Origin of the sequence: Clostridioides sp. ES-S-0005-03, from assembly GCF_020658455.1 — a bacterium.
In the GTDB taxonomy this organism is placed as follows: Bacteria; Bacillota; Clostridia; order Peptostreptococcales; family Peptostreptococcaceae; genus Clostridioides.
On sequence record NZ_JACVWI010000007.1, the window covers coordinates 37,698 to 56,607 of the forward strand.

The following is an 18,910-nucleotide window of genomic DNA, read 5'->3' on the forward strand; positions in this document are numbered from 1 at the left end:
ATATTTAAATAATAGGAGTGTGATTTATAGATGAATAACAAAAAAGCAGTTTTCTTCTTTTGTAATAATTTAGATAAAGACCCAGTGGCTAAAAATGTAATTAACTGTTGTGAGGAAGTAATGGATTTAAAGCAGACTGATATTATTGTTGATGATAACTTTGTATTAGAATTTATAGATGAAAACAATAACTTATTCCAGTTTGTAAAAACGGAAAATGTAATAAGTCATGATTATAAATATTATCTGCCAATTTTAAATAAGTATTTCAAAGATTTTGATTTTGCAGGAGTTGTGAATTGGCATGAAGGAGAGAATGCTCCAGAAAATATTCTAACAGCTCATACTATTGGAGATGTACCAACAGGCGAGTTTGGAAATTCAAATCCAAAATATTTTAGAAACTTAATTAATGCAATTGAAGATATAAAAAATGAAAACTCCCTTGATGAATTCACTACATTAACAGAAGCAACTCACTGGTCTGGAACTACATATGGTGAAGTAGCTAAATTAATTACAGAATATTCTGTACCTATGTTAGATATTGAGATAGGAAGTAATAGTAATAGTTTTAATAATAAGACAGCAATACAAGTATTATCGAAGTCTCTAATTAGAGTATTTGATAGTGATGAGCCTATAAAAACTTTACTGTGTGTAGGAGGAGTTCACTTTGAAAATTCTTTTTCAGACATTATAAAAAATGGAGAATACAATATATCAATTGGGCATGTATTACCAAATCAATGGATTGTAAGTGGAATGTATGATAATGAAGATGGATTTGAAAAATTAGAAAAGTGTGTAGACAGTATTGATGGTGGAATTGATGGTATAGTTTTTCATGATAAATTAAAGGGGACTTATAAAGAACAATGTCGTAAGTTAGGGGAAAAGCTTAAGGTACCTGTGTTTAAACATAAGATATTGAAAAACCCAAAAGATTTGCCTATATGGTAGATTTGATTTATAATAATGAGATTTAGTAAGTATATTCAGTAATTCAGATTAATTTTTAAGTGAGGTCAAAAATGATAATATCTTATTTTGCACTATTAATTAGAGTAGTGCTGTTAGCCTTTGAAAGAGTAGTTGTAAGATTATTAGGTGATGAAGAAGGCGATATTTATAAAAATATAGCTTCATCATTTTTATTTTTCTTTATAGGTGGAGTATGTTTACTACCATTTAGTATAATGAGTAAGGTTGGAGATTGGTCCTTTTTAATACCATGCTATATAAGTAGCTTAGTTTATTCGATTGGGTCAGTAGCATATGTAACATCTCTAGCAACTGGTGAAGTTTCACTTGTAACTCCAATAAACAGTTTAAACTCACTATTTCTATTGCTTTTATCAGTTGTATTTTTAGGCGAAAGTTTTAGTTTAGCAAAAGTTGCAGGAATTATAATTATGATAGGTGGAGTATTTATATTAAAAAATGTAAGTTCTTTATTAAAAAATGCATCTGCCATTCTAAATAATCTACCATGTAGATTGATGTTTTTGTACATATTTTTTCAATCAGTAGGAAGGGTCTTAGATAAGGCATTTTATGTTCAAGTATCTCCTATACTATATTCAACGATACTTTACTTTTTTGTTGGATTAAATCTATTTGTCTTTTTAGCATTTAAAAAGAAACAAAGAGTAATCTATGAAATATTTAGTAATAAGAAGGGACTTTCAATTTTAAGTGGTGCTATTAATGGATATTCTTATCTAGCATTATTAATTGCTTTAAATAATTTAGAACTCAGTATAGCAGAACCATTTTCTCAAGTTTCTATGATAATAACCTTAATACTTGCTCACTTTATATTTAAAGAAAATATCAAGGAGAAAATACCAGGTTCAATTCTTATATTAATTGGTGGATGGTTGTTATTGCTTTAATTGATAAATCAGAGAGATGATGGAAGTCTATAAAGGGCTAGATAAACAAAAATGTGATGGGGTAAAACATGTTGTAGCTGGTGCAGAGAATTTGCACCAGCTCAGACTTTAGACAAACTATATATTAATATTTTCTGACTTTTCATTGTGCTTATTATTCAATGCTTCAGACTATAATTTCCATACCATCATAGGGAAAGGAAATATTATCAAGTTTTTTCTCTAATTCACTACTTTATATTTTTTCTATTTTTTATGTATTTTCTTAAAAAGTTTTCTGGCCTTGTTAGACATAGTCATATTTCTTCTGACTTACATGTGGGTTATAGCAAAGAATGATTCTGTTATCAAGAAAGGTATTAAAAGTAATAAAACATTAACTAAATAGATAATATTTTATTACGTTATTTTAAAGACCCACCTATAGTTAACTATTTTCATATGTCAACTTTGTATTAAGGTTTTAAATACTAATTTATAATTGTTAGTTTTTATGTCTAACTCTAAGTGGTATATCAAGTTCTTTTGCTAATTGTTTAGATTCTTCTATTTCCTCTGGAGATATTTCATCTACTACTGAAAAGGCAACTTCTTTTATATATTCTTTGCAATCTTTTGCAAAATCTAACATGTAGTCAAATGATTTTTCTCCAAACTTTGGTTGAGTAACTCTATTATAAGCTTCTTTATTTGGAGCATTAAGACTTATTGATACTGCATCTATCACATCTTTTAACATAATAGCAGTTTTTTTATTGTGTATTAAATCACTTAGACCATTTGTATTTATTCTTGTTTTGATATTACTTTTCCCTTTTACAAATTTAGCAACTTCTATTAATTCATTTATTCTCATTAGTGGTTCACCATATCCACAAAATACAATTTCATCATATTCATCTAAATTATATTTGCCAAAGGCTTCTTTTACTTCATTAATACTTGGTTCGTGTTCTAACCATAAGCTACCACTATTTGCTACTTCATCTTTTTCATTTCTTATGCAAAACACACAGCTACATGGACATGTATTAGTTATATTTACATAGATACTGTTTTCAATTGTATATAAGATATTCATAATTTTCCCTCCATAAATTTAAGTTTTTAGTTAAAATAACGTCTTTTAAAATCAAGTTTATCAAGTGCTATCCCTAGAAGTACAAACACAATAAAGCTTCCTATTGGCTGTAACAAACCAAGTAAACTCATTACAAAAGCACTTGTAAAGCTTCCAATAATTATTCCCTCAGCAAACATATATAAAACTAGACCTACTATGCCTGCTACAAATGAAGCAATTATATTTCGTTTATTTATTATCTTGTCACTTTTAGAAGTGAAAAATAATACGAGTATTGGCTTTATAATTATAGTTGGTATTACCCATATTGCAGCTCCTGTAGATAAATCAGCTAGACCAGCGCCTATTGCAGAGGCTGCTATAGCATAGTTTGTTGGTAAAATAGTTGCAGCTAGATAAATAAAGGCATCTCCTATATGAACATATCCATTGTTTCCACCAACTGGAATATGTAATATATAAGCTATTGTCAAACATATTATAGACGCAAATAGCGCTGAAGTGACGATACAGGTCGTCTTTTTAGAAGTAGCTTTATTCATTTTTTCCAATATAATCCCTCCTCAAAAATCCCAAACTAGTATTCTTGTAATGTTTTCTTATAAATATATTAATATTAATCATACAATTTTCATAGTTTGTTTGGTATTTTTCTGGTAAAAAGTGAATTGTACCCATTCAAAGTCTTTTGATGGAAAAGTAGATTGTAATTAGGATAATTTAATAGGATAATTAGAAAGGTTGTTGTAAATTTGATATAAAATATAACAAATAGTAGGTGTATACAAATAATATAAAATAAGAAAAATAATATAAGAGAGTCATACTCAATGTATATTGAATAGACTCTCTTATATTTGGGAAATTAAAGGCTATTTTGTTAGATAATAGCTAATTAATGAAAAAATATATTTATAAAATACTAATTTACTCTATTAGCAGCAGTTCCTGTGCTTATAACATCTACAGCACTACTTAAACTAGAATAAACTATATTTTCTATCGCTGTACTAGTGAAGAATCCAAGGTGATGAGTAAATATAACTTGCTCCATAGAAAGAAGTTTGTTGATTTCTGGGTCAGTTAATTCACCTGGGTTCATTTTTTTATTTAAGAATAATCCTTCAGTTTCAAATGTATCAAGGGCAGCAGCTCTTATTTTTCCAGCTTCTAGTGCTTCTATTAAGTCCCCTGTCTTAATTAAACCACCACGACCAGTATTTACTATGTAAGCGCCATCCTTCATTATAGCTAAAGTATCTTTATTTATCATATGTTTTGTTCCTTCAAGTAAAGGAGTATGTAATGTTATAAGGTCAGCTTCTTTAAGAAGGTCTTCTAAAGAATCTTTATAAGTTAATATATCATTTAAATCTTTATTTGGATATTGGTCAAATGCAATTACATTAGCTCCTAAGCCTTTGAATAATTTGGCAGAAGTAGCACCTATTTTTCCTGTACCTATAACACCAACTGTAATAGATCTAACTTCTGTTCCAAGAAGTTCAGCTATCCAACGATAGTCACCTTCACAGACTTTTTTCTTTACTAAAGGAGTCTTTCTCAAAAGGTTCATAGCTTGAGTAACAGCTAATTCAGCTATTGCATTAGGTGAATAAGAAGGAACATTTGTAACAATAAGTCCATTTTCATTAACTAAACCAAAATGTATCATGTCCATCCCTGCAGTTCTTGAAGCTATAACTTTAACCCCAGCATCTTTTAAAGTTTCATAAATATAAGGGTTATCTATATAGTTAGTTTGTTGTATAGATATACCATCATATCCTTTAGCTTTTACTACATTTTCTTCAGTCATGTTTTCAGGATAAATATCCACTTGAACATCCTTATGTTCTTCAGACCATTGTTTTATTACTGGTTCTTCATAATCGCGTGCTCCAAATACTAGTATTTTCATATCAATACCCTCCTGTAATTATTAAATTATATGGTAATTTTTCATTTAGAAATAATATGTAGCAATATAAGGTTATATTTTTATACAAAATTTTTAAGGTTAAAAATTTAGTTTTGAAATTGTTTTCCCTGTGTTATTTTGATATTTAGTTATTTTTTATTTAAGATAATAATTGCTCTAAACATTTATCAAAGAAATTGTTATTTTTTAGATTAAATATTATTAAAAAATTATCTAAGTTTTAAATTAGTTAACTAATCAATTGATTAATTACAATGATAGCATGTGTTTTTGAGTTTAGCAATGAAAATTTTTTTTGAAAAGTCAAGCTTTTTCATAAAAAAATATATAAAAAAACTTTTAAAGGCATAAAAAAAATGGCAAAATGCTATGGAGAGTTGCATGATGCCACGATATGAAATTAATAATGCAATTGTATATTGTTAAAAAACATTCAAATCAAGCGATATTTTGCTTAAATATAAAGTTGGCACGATAAATGCTTAACAATATAGGTGTAAGACAATAAAAAATATAAAAAATAATCATTTATAACTTTTAATAATTTTATAAGTTATCTCAATAAGATTAGGAACTTTGACATCAAATAGTTAATATCAGAAAAAAGTACTTTATATGTGATTTAATTGAATTTTTATAATTGATACTATTAAGGAGGAAAACGTTATGCTTTTAGAAGGAGTTAAGGTAGTAGAACTTTCAAGTTTCATCGCAGCACCATGTTGTGCAAAAATGTTAGGTGACTGGGGTGCAGATGTTATTAAAGTTGAGCCTATAGAAGGTGATGGAATAAGAGTTATGGGTGGAACATTTAAATCTCCAGCATCAGATGATGAAAACCCTATGTTTGAATTAGAAAATGGAAATAAGAAGGGTGTAAGTATTAATATAAAATCAAAAGAAGGAATAGAAATATTACATAAATTAATATCAGAAGCAGACATATTTGTAACTAATGTTAGAGTTCAAGCATTAGAAAAAATGGGTATAGCTTATGACCAAATAAAAGATAAGTATCCAGGACTAATATTTGCTCAAATATTAGGATATGGTGAAAAAGGACCTTTAAAAGATAAACCAGGATTTGACTATACTGCATACTTTGCAAGAGGAGGAGTTAGCCAATCTGTAATGGAAAAAGGGACATCTCCAGCAAATACAGCAGCAGGATTTGGTGACCACTATGCAGGTTTAGCATTAGCAGCAGGAAGTTTAGCAGCATTACATAAAAAAGGAAAAACTGGTGTAGGTGAAAGAGTAACAGTAAGTCTTTTCCATACAGCTATATATGGAATGGGAACAATGATAACAACAGCACAATATGGAAATGAAATGCCTTTATCAAGAGAAAATCCAAACAGCCCATTAATGACTACATATAAATGTAAAGATGGAAGATGGATTCAATTAGCTTTAATACAATACAATAAATGGTTAGGCAAATTCTGTAAGGTTATAAATAGAGAATATATATTAGAAGATGATAGATACAACAACATAGATTCAATGGTTAATCACATTGAAGATTTAGTTAAGATAGTTGGAGAAGCTATGTTAGAAAAAACATTAGATGAGTGGTCAGTTTTATTAGAAGAAGCAGACTTACCATTTGAAAAAATCCAAAGCTGTGAAGATTTACTAGATGATGAACAAGCTTGGGCAAATGACTTCTTATTTAAGAAGACATATGATAGTGGAAATACAGGTGTTTTAGTTAATACTCCAGTTATGTTTAGAAATGAAGGAATAAAAGATTATACACCAGCACCAAAAGTAGGGGAACATACTATAGAAGTATTAAAAACTTTAGGATATGACGAATCAAAAATAAATAACTTAAAAGAAGATAAAGTTGTAAGATACTAATTAGTATTTCTAGATTTTGGGAAAGGAGAATACTAAAGATGTATACAATGGGATTAGATATAGGTTCAACTGCATCAAAGGGAGTAATTTTAAAAGATGGAGAGGATATTGTGGCTTCAGCTACGATATCTTCTGGTACTGGGACTACTGGACCATCAAGAGTTTTGGAAAAATTATACAGTGAGTCAGGTCTTGGAAGAGAAGACATTGAAAAAATAGTAGTTACAGGATATGGGAGAATGAAATATTCTGATGCTGACAAACAGATAAGTGAGTTAAGTTGTCATGCTAGAGGAGTAAACTTCATAATTCCAGAAACAAGAACCATTATTGATATAGGTGGTCAAGATGCTAAAGTACTAAAGCTAGATAAGAATGGAAGATTACTAAACTTTCTTATGAATGACAAATGTGCTGCAGGTACAGGAAGATTTTTAGATGTAATGGCAAAAATAATAGAGGTTGATGTATCTGAACTCGGAAGTATATCTATGAATTCTCAAAATGAAGTATCAATAAGTAGTACATGCACAGTGTTTGCAGAATCTGAAGTTATATCACACTTATCAGAAAATGCAAAAATTGAAGATATAGTAGCAGGTATTCACACTTCAGTAGCAAAGAGAGTTTCTAGCCTAGCAAAAAGAATAGGAGTACAAAGAAACGTAGTAATGGTTGGTGGAGTTGCCAGAAATAGTGGAATTGTAAGAGCTATGGCAAGAGAAATCAATACAGAAATTATTGTACCTGATATACCTCAATTAACTGGTGCTTTAGGAGCAGCATTATATGCTTTTGATGAAGCAAAAGAATCACAAAAAGAAGTGAAAAATATATAAAAAGAGGGATGACAATGTCTGAAAAAAAAGAAGCTAGAGTAGTAATAAACGATTTATTAGCTGAACAATATGCAAATGCATTTAAAGCTAAAGAAGAAGGAAGACCTGTAGGTTGGTCAACATCAGTATTTCCTCAAGAGTTAGCAGAAGTATTTGACTTAAATGTATTATATCCAGAAAATCAAGCAGCTGGGGTAGCGGCTAAAAAAGGTTCTTTAGAATTATGTGAAATGGCTGAATCTAAAGGATATTCTATCGACCTATGTGCATATGCAAGAACAAACTTTGGTCTTTTAGAAAATGGTGGATGTGAAGCTTTAGATATGCCAGCTCCAGATTTCCTACTTTGCTGTAATAATATATGTAATCAAGTTATAAAATGGTATGAAAATATTTCAAGAGAATTAGATATACCTTTAATAATGATTGATACAACTTTCAATAATGAAGATGAAGTAACTCAATCTAGAATAGACTATATAAAAGCTCAATTTGAAGAGGCTATAAAACAGTTAGAAATTATATCAGGAAAGAAATTTGACCCTAAGAAATTTGAAGAAGTAATGAAAGTATCAGCTGAGAACGGAAGACTATGGAAATATTCTATGAGTTTACCAGCAGATTCTTCTCCTTCACCAATGAATGGATTTGATTTATTTACTTATATGGCTGTAATAGTTTGTGCTAGAGGTAAAAAAGAAACTACAGAAGCATTTAAATTACTTATAGAAGAGTTAGAAGATAATATGAAAACTGGAAAATCTTCTTTCAGAGGAGAAGAAAAGTATAGAATAATGATGGAAGGTATACCTTGCTGGCCATATATTGGATATAAAATGAAAACATTAGCTAAATTTGGAGTTAATATGACAGGTAGTGTTTATCCACATGCTTGGGCATTACAATATGAAGTTAATGATTTAGATGGAATGGCAGTAGCATACAGTACTATGTTTAACAATGTAAACTTAGACCGTATGACAAAATATAGAGTTGATTCTTTAGTAGAGGGTAAATGTGATGGAGCATTCTATCATATGAACAGAAGCTGTAAACTTATGAGTTTAATACAATATGAAATGCAAAGAAGAGCAGCTGAAGAAACTGGATTACCATATGCTGGATTTGATGGTGACCAAGCTGACCCTAGAGCCTTTACTAATGCTCAATTTGAAACAAGAATTCAAGGTTTAGTTGAAGTAATGGAAGAAAGAAAAAAACTTAATAGAGGTGAGATATAATGGAAGCTATTTTATCTAAAATGAAAGAAGTAGTTGAAAATCCAAATAAGGCTGTAAAAGAATATAAAAATGCAACTGGTAAAAAAGCTATAGGTTGTTTCCCAGTTTATTGCCCAGAAGAAATTATACATGCAGCTGGAATGCTTCCAGTTGGTATATGGGGAGGACAAACAGAATTAGATTTAGCTAAACAATATTTCCCTGCATTTGCATGTTCAATAATGCAATCATGTCTAGAGTATGGATTAAAAGGTGCATATGATGAATTATCTGGAGTTATCATACCAGGTATGTGTGACACATTAATTTGTTTAGGACAAAACTGGAAATCAGCAGTACCTCACATAAAATATATATCATTAGTACACCCACAAAACAGAAAACTTGAAGCTGGTGTAAAATACCTAATCAGTGAATACAAAGGTGTAAAAAGAGAACTTGAAGAAATATGTGGTTATGAAATAGAAGAAGCAAAAATTCATGAAAGTATAGAAATTTACAATGAACATAGAAAAACTATGAGAGACTTTGTTGAAGTAGCTTATAAACATTCTAATACTATAAAACCATCAATAAGAAGCTTAGTAATTAAAAGTGGATTCTTTATGAGAAAAGAAGAACACACTAAATTAGTAAAAGATTTAATAGCAAAATTAAACACAATGCCAGAAGAAGTCTGTTCTGGAAAGAAAGTTTTATTGACAGGTATATTAGCAGATTCTAAAGATATATTAGATATTTTAGAAGACAATAATATAGCAGTAGTAGCTGATGATTTAGCTCAAGAAACAAGACAATTCAGAACAGATGTGCCTGCAGGTGATGATGCATTAGAAAGATTAGCAAGACAATGGTCAAACATAGAAGGTTGTTCATTAGCTTATGACCCTAAGAAAAAACGTGGGTCACTTATAGTAGATGAAGTTAAAAAGAAAGATGTAGATGGTGTTATCTTCTGTATGATGAAATTCTGTGACCCAGAAGAATACGATTATCCTTTAGTTAAGAAAGATATAGAAGATAGTGGAATACCTACTTTATATGTTGAAATCGACCAACAAACTCAGAATAATGAACAAGCAAGAACTCGTATTCAAACTTTTGCTGAGATGATGAGTTTAGCTTAAGTTCATTAAAATAAATTTACTATAAAATATGAAAATTGGAGGAAGCTATGTTATATAACAAAGAGCAAGAACTTTTAAGAAAAGCAGTAAGAGATTTTGTTAGTAAAGAATTAGATACTTTACCAGCAGAAATGGATAAAACAGGTGTAATGCCTAAGGAATTAATCAAAAAATTAGCTGAAACAAAATTTATAAGCAGTAATATCCCAGAAGAATATGGTGGTGGGGGAGCAGGATATGTTTCTTACGCTATCATAATGGAAGAAATAGCTAGAAGATGTGCTTCAACAGCTACTTTCGTTACAGCTGGTTCTTCTCTTGCTACATTACCAATACTTTACAATGGTACTGAAGAGCAAAAACAAAAATACTTAAGAGGTTTAGCAACAGGTGAGTTAATAGGAGCATTTGGTTTAACTGAGCCAGGAGCTGGTTCTGATGCTGGTGGACAACAAACTACAGCAGAATTAGTAGGAGACCACTACATATTAAATGGTAGAAAAACTTTCATAACTAATGGACCATTCTGCGATATAGCTATAGTAATAGCAGTTACAGATAGATCTAAAGGTCTTAGAGGAACATCAGCATTTATAGTAGAAAGCAAATGGGATGGTTTCTCAACAGGAGCTCATGAAGATAAGATGGGTATAAGAGGAACTGAAACTTCTGACTTAATATTTGAAAATGTTAAAGTTCCAAAAGAAAACCTTATAGGAAAAGAAGGTAATGGATTTAAAATAGCAATGGGTACTTTAGAAGTAGGTAGAATAGGTGTTGCTGCCTTAGCTCTAGGAATTGCTCAAGGTGCTTTAGATGAAGCTGTTAAATATACAAAACAAAGAGTTCAATTTGGTAAGCCTATAGCTAAATTCCAAAATACTCAATTTACTATAGCTGATATGGAAACAAAAGTTTGTGCAGCTAGAGGATTAGTTTATGATGCAGCACAAAAGAGAGATGCAGGAATGAGAGTTGCTCAAGAATCTGCAATGGCTAAATACTATGCAGCAGAAGTTGCAAATGAAGTTGCTTATAAAGCATTACAACTTCACGGTGGATATGGATTCATAAAAGATTATGAAATCGAAAGAATGTATAGAGATGCTAGAATCGTATCAATATACGAAGGAACATCAGAAGTTCAAAAAATGGTAATTTCATCAAACGTATTAAAATAATAAATAATCTAATGAAATTGGAGGTATAGACTTTGAAAATATTAGTTTGCGTAAAACAAGTTCCAGATACTAACGAAGTAAGAATAAATAAAGAAACAGGTACTCTTATAAGAGATGGAGTTCCAAGTATATTAAACCCAGATGATGCAAATGCATTAGAAGAAGCATTAAAAATTAAAGATGAGCATGATGATGTAACTATAACAGTTATAACAATGGGACCTCCTCAAGCAGATTTTATGCTAAGAGAGTGTTTAGCTATGGGGGCTGATGATGCAATATTATTAAGTGATAGAGCATTTGGAGGAGCTGATACTTGGGCTACATCAAATACTATCGCAGCAGGAATATCTAAAATAGGCGACTATGATATAATATTTGCAGGAAGACAAGCAATAGATGGAGATACTGCACAAGTTGGACCACAAATTGCAGAAAAATTAAACATTCCTCAAGTTACATATGTACAAGACTTCAAAATAGAAGGAAAAGACATAATAGTTCAAAGACAATTAGAAGATGGATATGAATTAATTAAAGTAAGTACACCTGTACTTTTAACAGCAGTAAAAGAATTAAATGCACCTAGATATATGTCTGTTGATAAAATAGTTAAAGCATATAAACATGATGTAAAAGTTTGGACAATTGATGATTTAGACGTAAATAAAGAAGAAGTTGGCTTAAAAGCATCACCAACTAAAGTATTTAGATCATTTACTCCTGAGCCAAGAGGAAAAGGAGAAATCTTAGAAGGTAAAGCTGACGAAATAGCTAACAAAATAATAATAGGTCTAAAACAAAAGCACATTATATAAGTTGGAGGAGTACAAACTATGAATGATATAAAAGATTTAAGTTCTTATAAAAACGTATGGATATTTGCAGAGCAAAGAGATGGAAAAATAACTCCAGTAGTTATCGAATTATTAGGAGAAGGAAGAAAATTAGCTAAAGAAGTAGATGCAGAACTTTGTGCAGTATTATTAGGAAAAGATGTTGATGGATTAGCTAAAGAATTAATTTCTTATGGAGCTGATAAAGTTTATGTTGCAGACGATGCTCTTTTAGAAAAATATACAACTGATGCATATACAAAAGTAATAAAAGATGCAATAGATGAAATAAAACCAGAAATAATGCTTTTCGGAGCAACTCATATAGGTAGAGACTTAGCACCTAGAATAGCTTCAAGAGTAGGAACTGGATTAACAGCAGACTGTACTAAACTAGAAATAGACCCAGAAGATAAGAAAATAAAACAAACTCGTCCAGCATTTGGTGGAAATATAATGGCTACAATCATTTGTCCAAACCATAGACCTCAAATGTCTACAGTTAGACCTGGAGTTATGGATAAAGCTGAAAAAGACGAAACAAGAACTGGTGAAGTTATAGCATTAGATTACAAAATAACTCAAGATGATATAAGAACTACTGTTTTAGAAACAGTTAAGAGTAAAAAAGATTTAGTATCTCTTACAGATGCAAATGTTATAGTATCAGGTGGTCTAGGATTAGGTGGACCTGAAGGATTTAAAATGCTTAAACAATTAGCTGACAAATTAGGTGGAGTAGTTGGTTCTTCTCGTGCAGCTGTAGATGCTGGATGGATAGACCATTCTCACCAAGTAGGTCAAACAGGAACTACTGTTAAACCAAACCTATACATAGCTTGTGGTATATCAGGAGCAATACAACATTTAGCAGGTATGCAATCATCAGATTTCATAATTGCTATAAACAAAAACCCAGCAGCTCCAATATTAGAAATTGCTGATTATGGAGTAGTTGGTGACTTACATGAAATAGTTCCAATGCTTATAGATAAATTAGATAGCGTTGATGATTTATTAGAAGCTATAAAAGCTTAATAGGTAACAAGTACCTAAATATTACTGATGAAATAAGCCTTATTAGTTAGTAACATAAATATTATTACATAATATGGTTATTACTAAATTGTATTTGTCAGTTATTAAAGAGTCTGTTTGAATAAAATTTTATAATACAAGATATCTAGATAATCCTTATATGTATATTACTTACAAAATGTGAGTCATATTCTATAAGGATTATCTTTATTTTCAAAAATAAGCACTAATTTTAATTAAATTGTGTTAAACAGACAAATAATTACCGAATATGTGATAAAATACAATTAAAAGCAAAATGAAATTTTTAACAAACTATGACCATTAAAATTATCTGTAAGTTGTATTTTAATGAAGCAAGATATTAAAAAAAGACAAATAAGGAGTTGGTTGTATGTGCTAATAGTATTTATTGTAAGCAAACAATAAATTTTGTATGTAGTTCAATAAATTACTTAATGAAAGGTGCGAATATTGATGGATAATAATTTGATAGGGCTTATAGAACATGTAGAAAATCCAGTTATTTTATGCAAAGAGTCAGGCGAAATAATATACTGTAATCATCTAATAGATAATATTTTTAGCTTTCTCGATATAAAAAGACCTAAAAATATAAATGAATTAGATTCAAATTTTGACAAAAAAGATATACTGGTGAATAATAAAAAGAAAATAGCTTTTAGAGAATTAAGAATGACTGCACATATTTATAATATGAAAGATAATGATAATGAAAATAACATAGTTTATTTATTTGAGAAGTCTGTAATATCTGACAAAATAGTTGAGGATATAATAGAACATATAGATGAAGTTGTCGTTGTATTTAACAAAGATGGGGTAATTGAAAAGATGAATACTGTCAGTGATGAGATTTTACCTTTTAAAAGAACTGAAGTACTTGGTAGAAATATAACAGATCTTGTCAGACAGGGGTTAGTTGAAGAACCAATAATATTAAATATGCTTAAGGTAAAGAAAAAGATTTATAGAAATATTGTTTATCCTGATGGAAAGCTTATCGCTTATACAGCCGTTCCAATATGGGACTCAAAAGGAAAACTTACAGGAGGAGTACTTACAGGTAGAGATATATCAAGGGTTATTAAACTTGAATCTCAGATAAGATATAGTGATGTATCAGAAGATACAGAGTATATAAGTCAAAGTAAGACTATGGACAATATAAAAAAAGTTGTCAAAAGAGCTGCAGCATCAGATTCTTCTATATTTATAAATGGAGAATCAGGCGTAGGAAAAGAAATTATAGCTAGGACAATATATAAGTATAGTTCAAGAAGGGAAAAGCCTTTTATAGCTATAAACTGTGGGGCTATACCAAATGAATTATTAGAATCAGAGTTTTTTGGATATGAAGAAGGTTCTTTTACTGGAGCTAAGAAAAAGGGTAAAAAAGGACTTTTTGAAGAAGCAAATGGTGGAACTATATTCTTGGATGAAATAGGTGAATTGCCAATGCAAATGCAAAAAAAATTACTTAGAGTTATACAAGAAAACACAATTACTAGAATTGGTGGGAGTAAACCTATAAAGATAGATGTTAGATATATAAGTGCCACTAATATTTCTCATGAGGACCTTAGAAACAACCTTAAATTTAGACAAGATTTATACTATAGATTGAGTGTTATTCCAGTAAAGATACCACCACTTAGAGAGAGAAAAGAAGATATAGTTCCATTAGTGGACTACTTCCTAAAACTTTATAATGATAAGTACAATAGAGAAGTAGAAGTTTCACCTAAGGTTATTGAATTATTGGAAGAATACTCTTGGCCAGGAAATATAAGAGAGTTAAAAAATATTATTGAAAGATTTGTAGTATTATCAGCCAAAAACGTAATTGGAGAAGATGAATTTAATATGCTTATAAATCTGGATATGATTGATAACGAATCAAATGATTTATCACCAATAGTGGTAAATGGAATTATGAATCTGAATGATGCATATAAAATGGTAGACCAAATAATGATAAGTAAGGCTATAAATAAATATGGTTCAATAACAAAGGCAGCCGAAGTGATAGGCATATATCCTTCTACAATACATAGAAAGATAAAAAGCGGATATATTCGTGTTTAGTAGATAATTATATGCTATATTAATTAATTTTATAAAAAAATATATTTTTAAATACATAACCTATATACAACTTAAAAGAGATGGCTTAGAAATAAATTTAATTACTCTAAGTCATCTCTTTTCTTTTATAAATATTTAAAAGTTATATTAGTTTATAGAGTTAGCAGAACCTAAAACATCATCTATTTTACTTTCAACTACAGCTTGTATAGCATCTCTACCAGCACCAATGTATTTTCTTGGGTCAAATTCTTTTGGATTTTCAGCTAAGAATTTTCTAACAGCAGCAGTCATAGCTAGTCTTAAGTCAGTATCCATGTTTATTTTACAAACAGCCATAGAAGATGCTTTTCTTAACATGTCTACAGGTACGCCTTTAGCTCCAGCTATATTTCCACCAAATTCATTACATGTAGCAACAGCGTTTTGGTCAACAGCAGATGCACCATGAAGAACTATTGGGAAACCTGGTAATTTGCTTTGGATTTCTTCTAGTATGTCGAATCTTAATTTAGCTTCTCCTTTGAATTTGAAAGCACCATGAGAAGTTCCTATAGCTATTGCTAATGAATCAACTCCTGTTCTTTCAACAAATTCAACTGCTTCAGCAGGTTGAGTATATTTATGAACATCAGAAGTAACATCATCTTCTGTTCCAGCTAAAACACCAAGTTCTGCTTCAACAACAACACCTTTAGAGTGTGCATATTCAACAGCTTCTTTAGTTATTTTAACATTTTCTTCAAAGTCAAAATGAGATCCATCTATCATAACTGAAGAGAAACCAGCATCAATACAAGTTTTAATAGCATCCATATTTGGACCATGATCTAAGTGAAGAGCTACATCTACACCTATTTCATCAGAAGCAGCTTTAACCATCTCAACTAAAGTATGAGGTCCAGCATATTTAACAGCTGACATAGAAGCTTGTATCATAACATAAGAATTTTTAGCTTTAGCAGCTTTTAAAACACCTTGTAATTGTTCTAAGTCACTTATGTTAAATGCACCTATAGCAAATCCACCTTCGTAAGCTTTTTTAAACATTTCTTTTGTATTAATTAATGCCATTTTAAACTCCTCCTATTAACTTTTAAAATTTACCCATCACTTATATTATAACGTTAAATCAAAAAAAGTACATAGTAAATTGTAATAACTATAAATTACAAGTATAATGTTAAATAGAAGATAATAGGATTAGGCAGAATAATAAAGAATAGAAACAATTTAGGAAGAATTAAAATAAAGAAGGGTTAAATAAAGGAGTCAATATGCCACAGATAAAGATAAGAGGAATTCATGAAAATGATATATGTAAAATAAGTGAAAAAATGATAGATGATTTAGTTGAAGCTGTAAAATGTCCAAGAGATTACTTTGAGATAGAATGTATAAAATCAGTTGCAATAAGAGATGGTAAAATAGCAGAAGTGTATCCTTTTGTTGAGATAGCATGGTTTGATAGAGGACAAGAAGTACAAGATACAGTAGCAAGAATAATAACTGATAGTATAAGAAATAATTTAGATGTTGAAAGTATGGATTTAGCATTTACATTATTTGAAAAAGAAAAATATTATGAGAATGGAGAACATTTTTAATGGCTAAGAAGCAACGTATAGATAAAATTCTTTCAAACTTAGGTTATGGAAGTAGAAGTGAGATAAAGAAATATTGTAAGCAAGGTTCTGTAGTAGTAAATGGAAGTGAAGTTTCAAACCCAGGGACTCAAGTGGATACTGAAAACGATGAAATATTATTCAATGGAGAAGAAGTTTTCTATAGAGAATATATATATTTAATGATGAATAAACCAGATGGATATATATCAGCAACTACAGATAAATACGACCCAACAGTTTTAGATTTGATTGATGTATCATACTTAGCATTTGAGCCATTCCCTGTTGGAAGATTAGACAAAGACACAGAGGGATTGTTAGTTCTAACTAATGATGGGAAGCTTTCTCACAGAGTTTTATCGCCTAAGAAGCATGTGCCTAAGACTTATTATGCAAAAATTGATGGGATAGTGACTGAAAAAGATGTAGAAGCTTTTGCAGAAGGAGTAGTACTTGATGATGGGTACAAAACTATGGCATCTCAGTTAAAAATATTAAAGAGTGATGAGGAATCAGAGATAGAACTTACAATACATGAAGGTAAATTTCACCAAGTTAAAAGAATGTTTGAAAGCGTAGATAAAAAAGTAGTATACTTAAAAAGATTGTCTATGGGTAATTTAAAGTTGGATGAAAGCTTAGAGTTAGGCGAATATAGAGAGTTAACAGATGAAGAAGTAAAATTGATTGAAGAAAGATAATAAAGACACTATAGTAAATTGGAGGAGAATTTGTGAAGAAAAAGGATATTATAGAATTTGAAGTAGATAAAATGGAGTTTGGAGGCACATCCTTAAGCCAAGTTGGAGATAGAGTTATCCATATGAAGGGCGGAATAAGTGGTCAAAAGGTAAAAGCTGCTGTTAAAAAAGTTAGAAGCAAAAAAGCAGAAGTTAAGATGATGGAGTTACTTGAATATTCACCTCTTGAAACCGAAACACCTTGTAAGCACTTTAGAGAATGTGGAGGATGTACATTACTATCAGTGCCATATGAAAAGCAATTAGAAATAAAAGAAAAACAAGTTATGGATTTATTTTTAAAGCAAGACTTATTTGGGTTTCAGTTTTTGGGAATAGAAGGAAGTCCTGAAAACAAGTACTATAGAAATAAAATGGAATATACTTTTGGAGATGAAGTAAAAAATGGACCTTTAACATTAGGACTTCATAAAAAAGGAAAGCATATAGATATACAAACTGTTGAAGAATGTATGTTAGTTGATGAAGACTTCTCAAAAGTATTAGTATCTAGTGTAGAATTTTTCAATGAAAAAAATCTTCCTTATTATAGAACAATGAATCACAAGGGATATTTAAGACATCTTGTAGTTAGAAAAGGGATTTATACTAATGAGATTATGGTTAATATAGTTACTTCTTCTCAGGAAGATTTTAATATGAATGAATTTAAGGACATGCTTTTAGAACTTAATTTAAAAGCTGAGTTGGTAGGTGTACTTCACACTATTAATGATGGTCTAGCAGATGCTGTTCAATGTGATGAGTTAAGAGTTTTATATGGAAGAGATTATATACAAGAGGAAATTTTAGGGCTTAAATTTAAGATTTCTCCATTTTCATTTTTCCAAACCAATACTAAAGGAGCAGAGGTTCTTTATAGTATTGCCAGAGATTTTATTGGAAATTACAATGATAAGGTTGTATTTGATTTATATAGTGGGACTGGCTCTATTGGACAGGTTATGGCTGGTGCAGCTAAGAAGGTGTATGGTATTGAAATAGTTGAAGAAGCTGTTGCTGCGGCTAATGAGAATGCCAAGTTAAATGGACTTACTAATTGTGAGTTTATTGCTGGAGATGTTGCTAAGGTTGTTAAAGATTTAAAGGATAAGCCTGATTTAATTATTGTTGACCCTCCTAGACCAGGGATTCATAAGGATGCTATTAGGGATATTTGTGGATTTGGTGCGGAGGAGATTGTTTATATTTCTTGTAATCCTAAGTCTTTGGTTGTTGATTTGGTTGATTTTAAGAGTTATGGTTATGAGATTAAATTGGTCAAGTGTATGGATATGTTCCCAAATACTCCACATTGCGAAACTGTAGTTAAACTTATTAGAGAATAACAGGGTTATAGCTGTTTATATGATGTTATAAA

The 18,910-nt window shown here is 30.2% G+C and carries 17 protein-coding genes; 13 read left to right on the plus strand and 4 right to left on the minus strand.

The window, feature by feature from the left end; genetic code table 11:
* The first annotated feature begins 30 nt into the window (after positions 1 to 30).
* A complete protein-coding gene (locus IC218_RS18020; RefSeq protein ID WP_227435470.1) occupies positions 31 to 963 on the plus strand; it encodes a D-aminoacyl-tRNA deacylase in 933 nt (310 codons plus the stop codon).
* Between the two features lie 71 nt (positions 964 to 1,034).
* Positions 1,035 to 1,898: an EamA family transporter gene (locus tag IC218_RS18025; protein ID WP_227435468.1), complete on the plus strand. Its 864-nt coding sequence runs from the start codon at positions 1,035 to 1,037 to the stop codon at positions 1,896 to 1,898.
* A gap of 484 nt (positions 1,899 to 2,382) precedes the next feature.
* Here IC218_RS18025 and IC218_RS18030 read toward each other — a convergent pair whose 3' ends face one another.
* The 3 genes from IC218_RS18030 to IC218_RS18040 form a co-directional block, all read right to left on the minus strand.
* Positions 2,383 to 2,979 carry a TIGR04100 family radical SAM protein gene (locus tag IC218_RS18030; protein ID WP_227825099.1) on the minus strand — a complete coding sequence of 199 codons (597 nt, stop codon included), beginning with the start codon at positions 2,977 to 2,979 and terminating at the stop codon, positions 2,383 to 2,385.
* A gap of 26 nt (positions 2,980 to 3,005) precedes the next feature.
* The gene (locus IC218_RS18035) at positions 3,006 to 3,533 is read right to left on the minus strand and encodes a TIGR04002 family protein (protein WP_227435465.1); all 528 of its coding nucleotides are present in this window, start codon (positions 3,531 to 3,533) and stop codon (positions 3,006 to 3,008) included.
* A gap of 371 nt (positions 3,534 to 3,904) precedes the next feature.
* Positions 3,905 to 4,903 (minus strand): D-2-hydroxyacid dehydrogenase, encoded by a 999-nt coding sequence (locus IC218_RS18040; RefSeq protein WP_227435461.1) that lies wholly within the window; start codon positions 4,901 to 4,903, stop codon positions 3,905 to 3,907.
* Positions 4,904 to 5,590: 687 nt separating this feature from the next.
* Between IC218_RS18040 and hadA the strand changes: the two genes are divergently transcribed.
* The 8 genes from hadA (at position 5,591) to IC218_RS18080 (ending at position 15,161) form a co-directional block, all read left to right on the plus strand.
* Entirely contained in the window at positions 5,591 to 6,790 is a 1,200-nt protein-coding gene (hadA, locus tag IC218_RS18045) for an isocaprenoyl-CoA:2-hydroxyisocaproate CoA-transferase HadA (protein ID WP_227435459.1), read from the plus strand.
* A 38-nt stretch (positions 6,791 to 6,828) separates the two neighbouring features.
* A complete protein-coding gene (gene hadI, locus IC218_RS18050; protein ID WP_227435457.1) occupies positions 6,829 to 7,629 on the plus strand; it encodes a 2-hydroxyisocaproyl-CoA dehydratase activator HadI in 801 nt (266 codons plus the stop codon).
* A 14-nt stretch (positions 7,630 to 7,643) separates the two neighbouring features.
* Positions 7,644 to 8,870, plus strand: a complete 1,227-nt coding sequence (hadB, locus tag IC218_RS18055) for a (R)-2-hydroxyisocaproyl-CoA dehydratase subunit HadB (RefSeq protein ID WP_169468259.1) — start codon at positions 7,644 to 7,646, stop codon at positions 8,868 to 8,870.
* A complete protein-coding gene (gene hadC / locus IC218_RS18060; RefSeq protein WP_227435455.1) occupies positions 8,870 to 9,997 on the plus strand; it encodes a (R)-2-hydroxyisocaproyl-CoA dehydratase subunit beta in 1,128 nt (375 codons plus the stop codon). Before hadB ends, hadC begins: the two co-directional genes overlap by 1 nt.
* A gap of 47 nt (positions 9,998 to 10,044) precedes the next feature.
* Positions 10,045 to 11,178: a putative isocaproyl-CoA dehydrogenase AcdB gene (gene acdB, locus IC218_RS18065; RefSeq protein ID WP_227435447.1), complete on the plus strand. Its 1,134-nt coding sequence runs from the start codon at positions 10,045 to 10,047 to the stop codon at positions 11,176 to 11,178.
* Between the two features lie 32 nt (positions 11,179 to 11,210).
* Entirely contained in the window at positions 11,211 to 11,996 is a 786-nt protein-coding gene (gene etfB / locus IC218_RS18070; RefSeq protein ID WP_227435445.1) for an electron transfer flavoprotein subunit beta, read from the plus strand.
* An 18-nt stretch (positions 11,997 to 12,014) separates the two neighbouring features.
* Positions 12,015 to 13,052, plus strand: coding sequence for an electron transfer flavoprotein subunit alpha/FixB family protein (locus IC218_RS18075; protein WP_227825100.1), 1,038 nt, complete (start codon positions 12,015 to 12,017; stop codon positions 13,050 to 13,052).
* A 477-nt stretch (positions 13,053 to 13,529) separates the two neighbouring features.
* Positions 13,530 to 15,161 carry a sigma-54 interaction domain-containing protein gene (locus tag IC218_RS18080; RefSeq protein WP_227435441.1) on the plus strand — a complete coding sequence of 544 codons (1,632 nt, stop codon included), beginning with the start codon at positions 13,530 to 13,532 and terminating at the stop codon, positions 15,159 to 15,161.
* A gap of 147 nt (positions 15,162 to 15,308) precedes the next feature.
* On the opposite strand, the gene fba is transcribed toward IC218_RS18080, so the two are convergent.
* Entirely contained in the window at positions 15,309 to 16,235 is a 927-nt protein-coding gene (fba, locus tag IC218_RS18085) for a class II fructose-1,6-bisphosphate aldolase (protein ID WP_227483382.1), read from the minus strand.
* A gap of 203 nt (positions 16,236 to 16,438) precedes the next feature.
* On the opposite strand from fba, the gene IC218_RS18090 reads away from it, so the two are divergent.
* The 3 genes from IC218_RS18090 to rlmD are packed head-to-tail and all read left to right on the plus strand — an operon-like array spanning position 16,439 to position 18,878.
* Positions 16,439 to 16,768 carry a DUF1904 domain-containing protein gene (locus IC218_RS18090; RefSeq protein WP_227825101.1) on the plus strand — a complete coding sequence of 110 codons (330 nt, stop codon included), beginning with the start codon at positions 16,439 to 16,441 and terminating at the stop codon, positions 16,766 to 16,768.
* Positions 16,768 to 17,490 (plus strand): pseudouridine synthase, encoded by a 723-nt coding sequence (locus tag IC218_RS18095; RefSeq protein ID WP_227435435.1) that lies wholly within the window; start codon positions 16,768 to 16,770, stop codon positions 17,488 to 17,490. Before IC218_RS18090 ends, IC218_RS18095 begins: the two co-directional genes overlap by 1 nt.
* Before the next feature lie 32 nt (positions 17,491 to 17,522).
* Positions 17,523 to 18,878, plus strand: coding sequence for a 23S rRNA (uracil(1939)-C(5))-methyltransferase RlmD (gene rlmD / locus IC218_RS18100; protein WP_227483381.1), 1,356 nt, complete (start codon positions 17,523 to 17,525; stop codon positions 18,876 to 18,878).
* Positions 18,879 to 18,910: the final 32 nt, after the last annotated feature.

Excerpts from the sequence above, each read along its gene's own strand:
- hadA (WP_227435459.1), top strand. The coding sequence starts at position 5,591 with ATGCTTTTAGAAGGAGTTAAGGTAGTAGAACTTTCAAGTTTCATCGCA.
- IC218_RS18090 (WP_227825101.1), top strand. The coding sequence starts at position 16,439 with ATGCCACAGATAAAGATAAGAGGAATTCATGAAAATGATATATGTAAA.
- IC218_RS18040 (WP_227435461.1), bottom strand. The coding sequence starts at position 4,903 with ATGAAAATACTAGTATTTGGAGCACGCGATTATGAAGAACCAGTAATA.
- IC218_RS18020 (WP_227435470.1), top strand. The coding sequence starts at position 31 with ATGAATAACAAAAAAGCAGTTTTCTTCTTTTGTAATAATTTAGATAAA.
- hadC (WP_227435455.1), top strand. The coding sequence starts at position 8,870 with ATGGAAGCTATTTTATCTAAAATGAAAGAAGTAGTTGAAAATCCAAAT.
- IC218_RS18075 (WP_227825100.1), top strand. The coding sequence starts at position 12,015 with ATGAATGATATAAAAGATTTAAGTTCTTATAAAAACGTATGGATATTT.
- hadB (WP_169468259.1), top strand. The coding sequence starts at position 7,644 with ATGTCTGAAAAAAAAGAAGCTAGAGTAGTAATAAACGATTTATTAGCT.
- fba (WP_227483382.1), bottom strand. The coding sequence starts at position 16,235 with ATGGCATTAATTAATACAAAAGAAATGTTTAAAAAAGCTTACGAAGGT.
- IC218_RS18030 (WP_227825099.1), bottom strand. The coding sequence starts at position 2,979 with ATGAATATCTTATATACAATTGAAAACAGTATCTATGTAAATATAACT.
- IC218_RS18080 (WP_227435441.1), top strand. The coding sequence starts at position 13,530 with ATGGATAATAATTTGATAGGGCTTATAGAACATGTAGAAAATCCAGTT.
- IC218_RS18025 (WP_227435468.1), top strand. The coding sequence starts at position 1,035 with ATGATAATATCTTATTTTGCACTATTAATTAGAGTAGTGCTGTTAGCC.
- IC218_RS18095 (WP_227435435.1), top strand. The coding sequence starts at position 16,768 with ATGGCTAAGAAGCAACGTATAGATAAAATTCTTTCAAACTTAGGTTAT.
- hadI (WP_227435457.1), top strand. The coding sequence starts at position 6,829 with ATGTATACAATGGGATTAGATATAGGTTCAACTGCATCAAAGGGAGTA.
- acdB (WP_227435447.1), top strand. The coding sequence starts at position 10,045 with ATGTTATATAACAAAGAGCAAGAACTTTTAAGAAAAGCAGTAAGAGAT.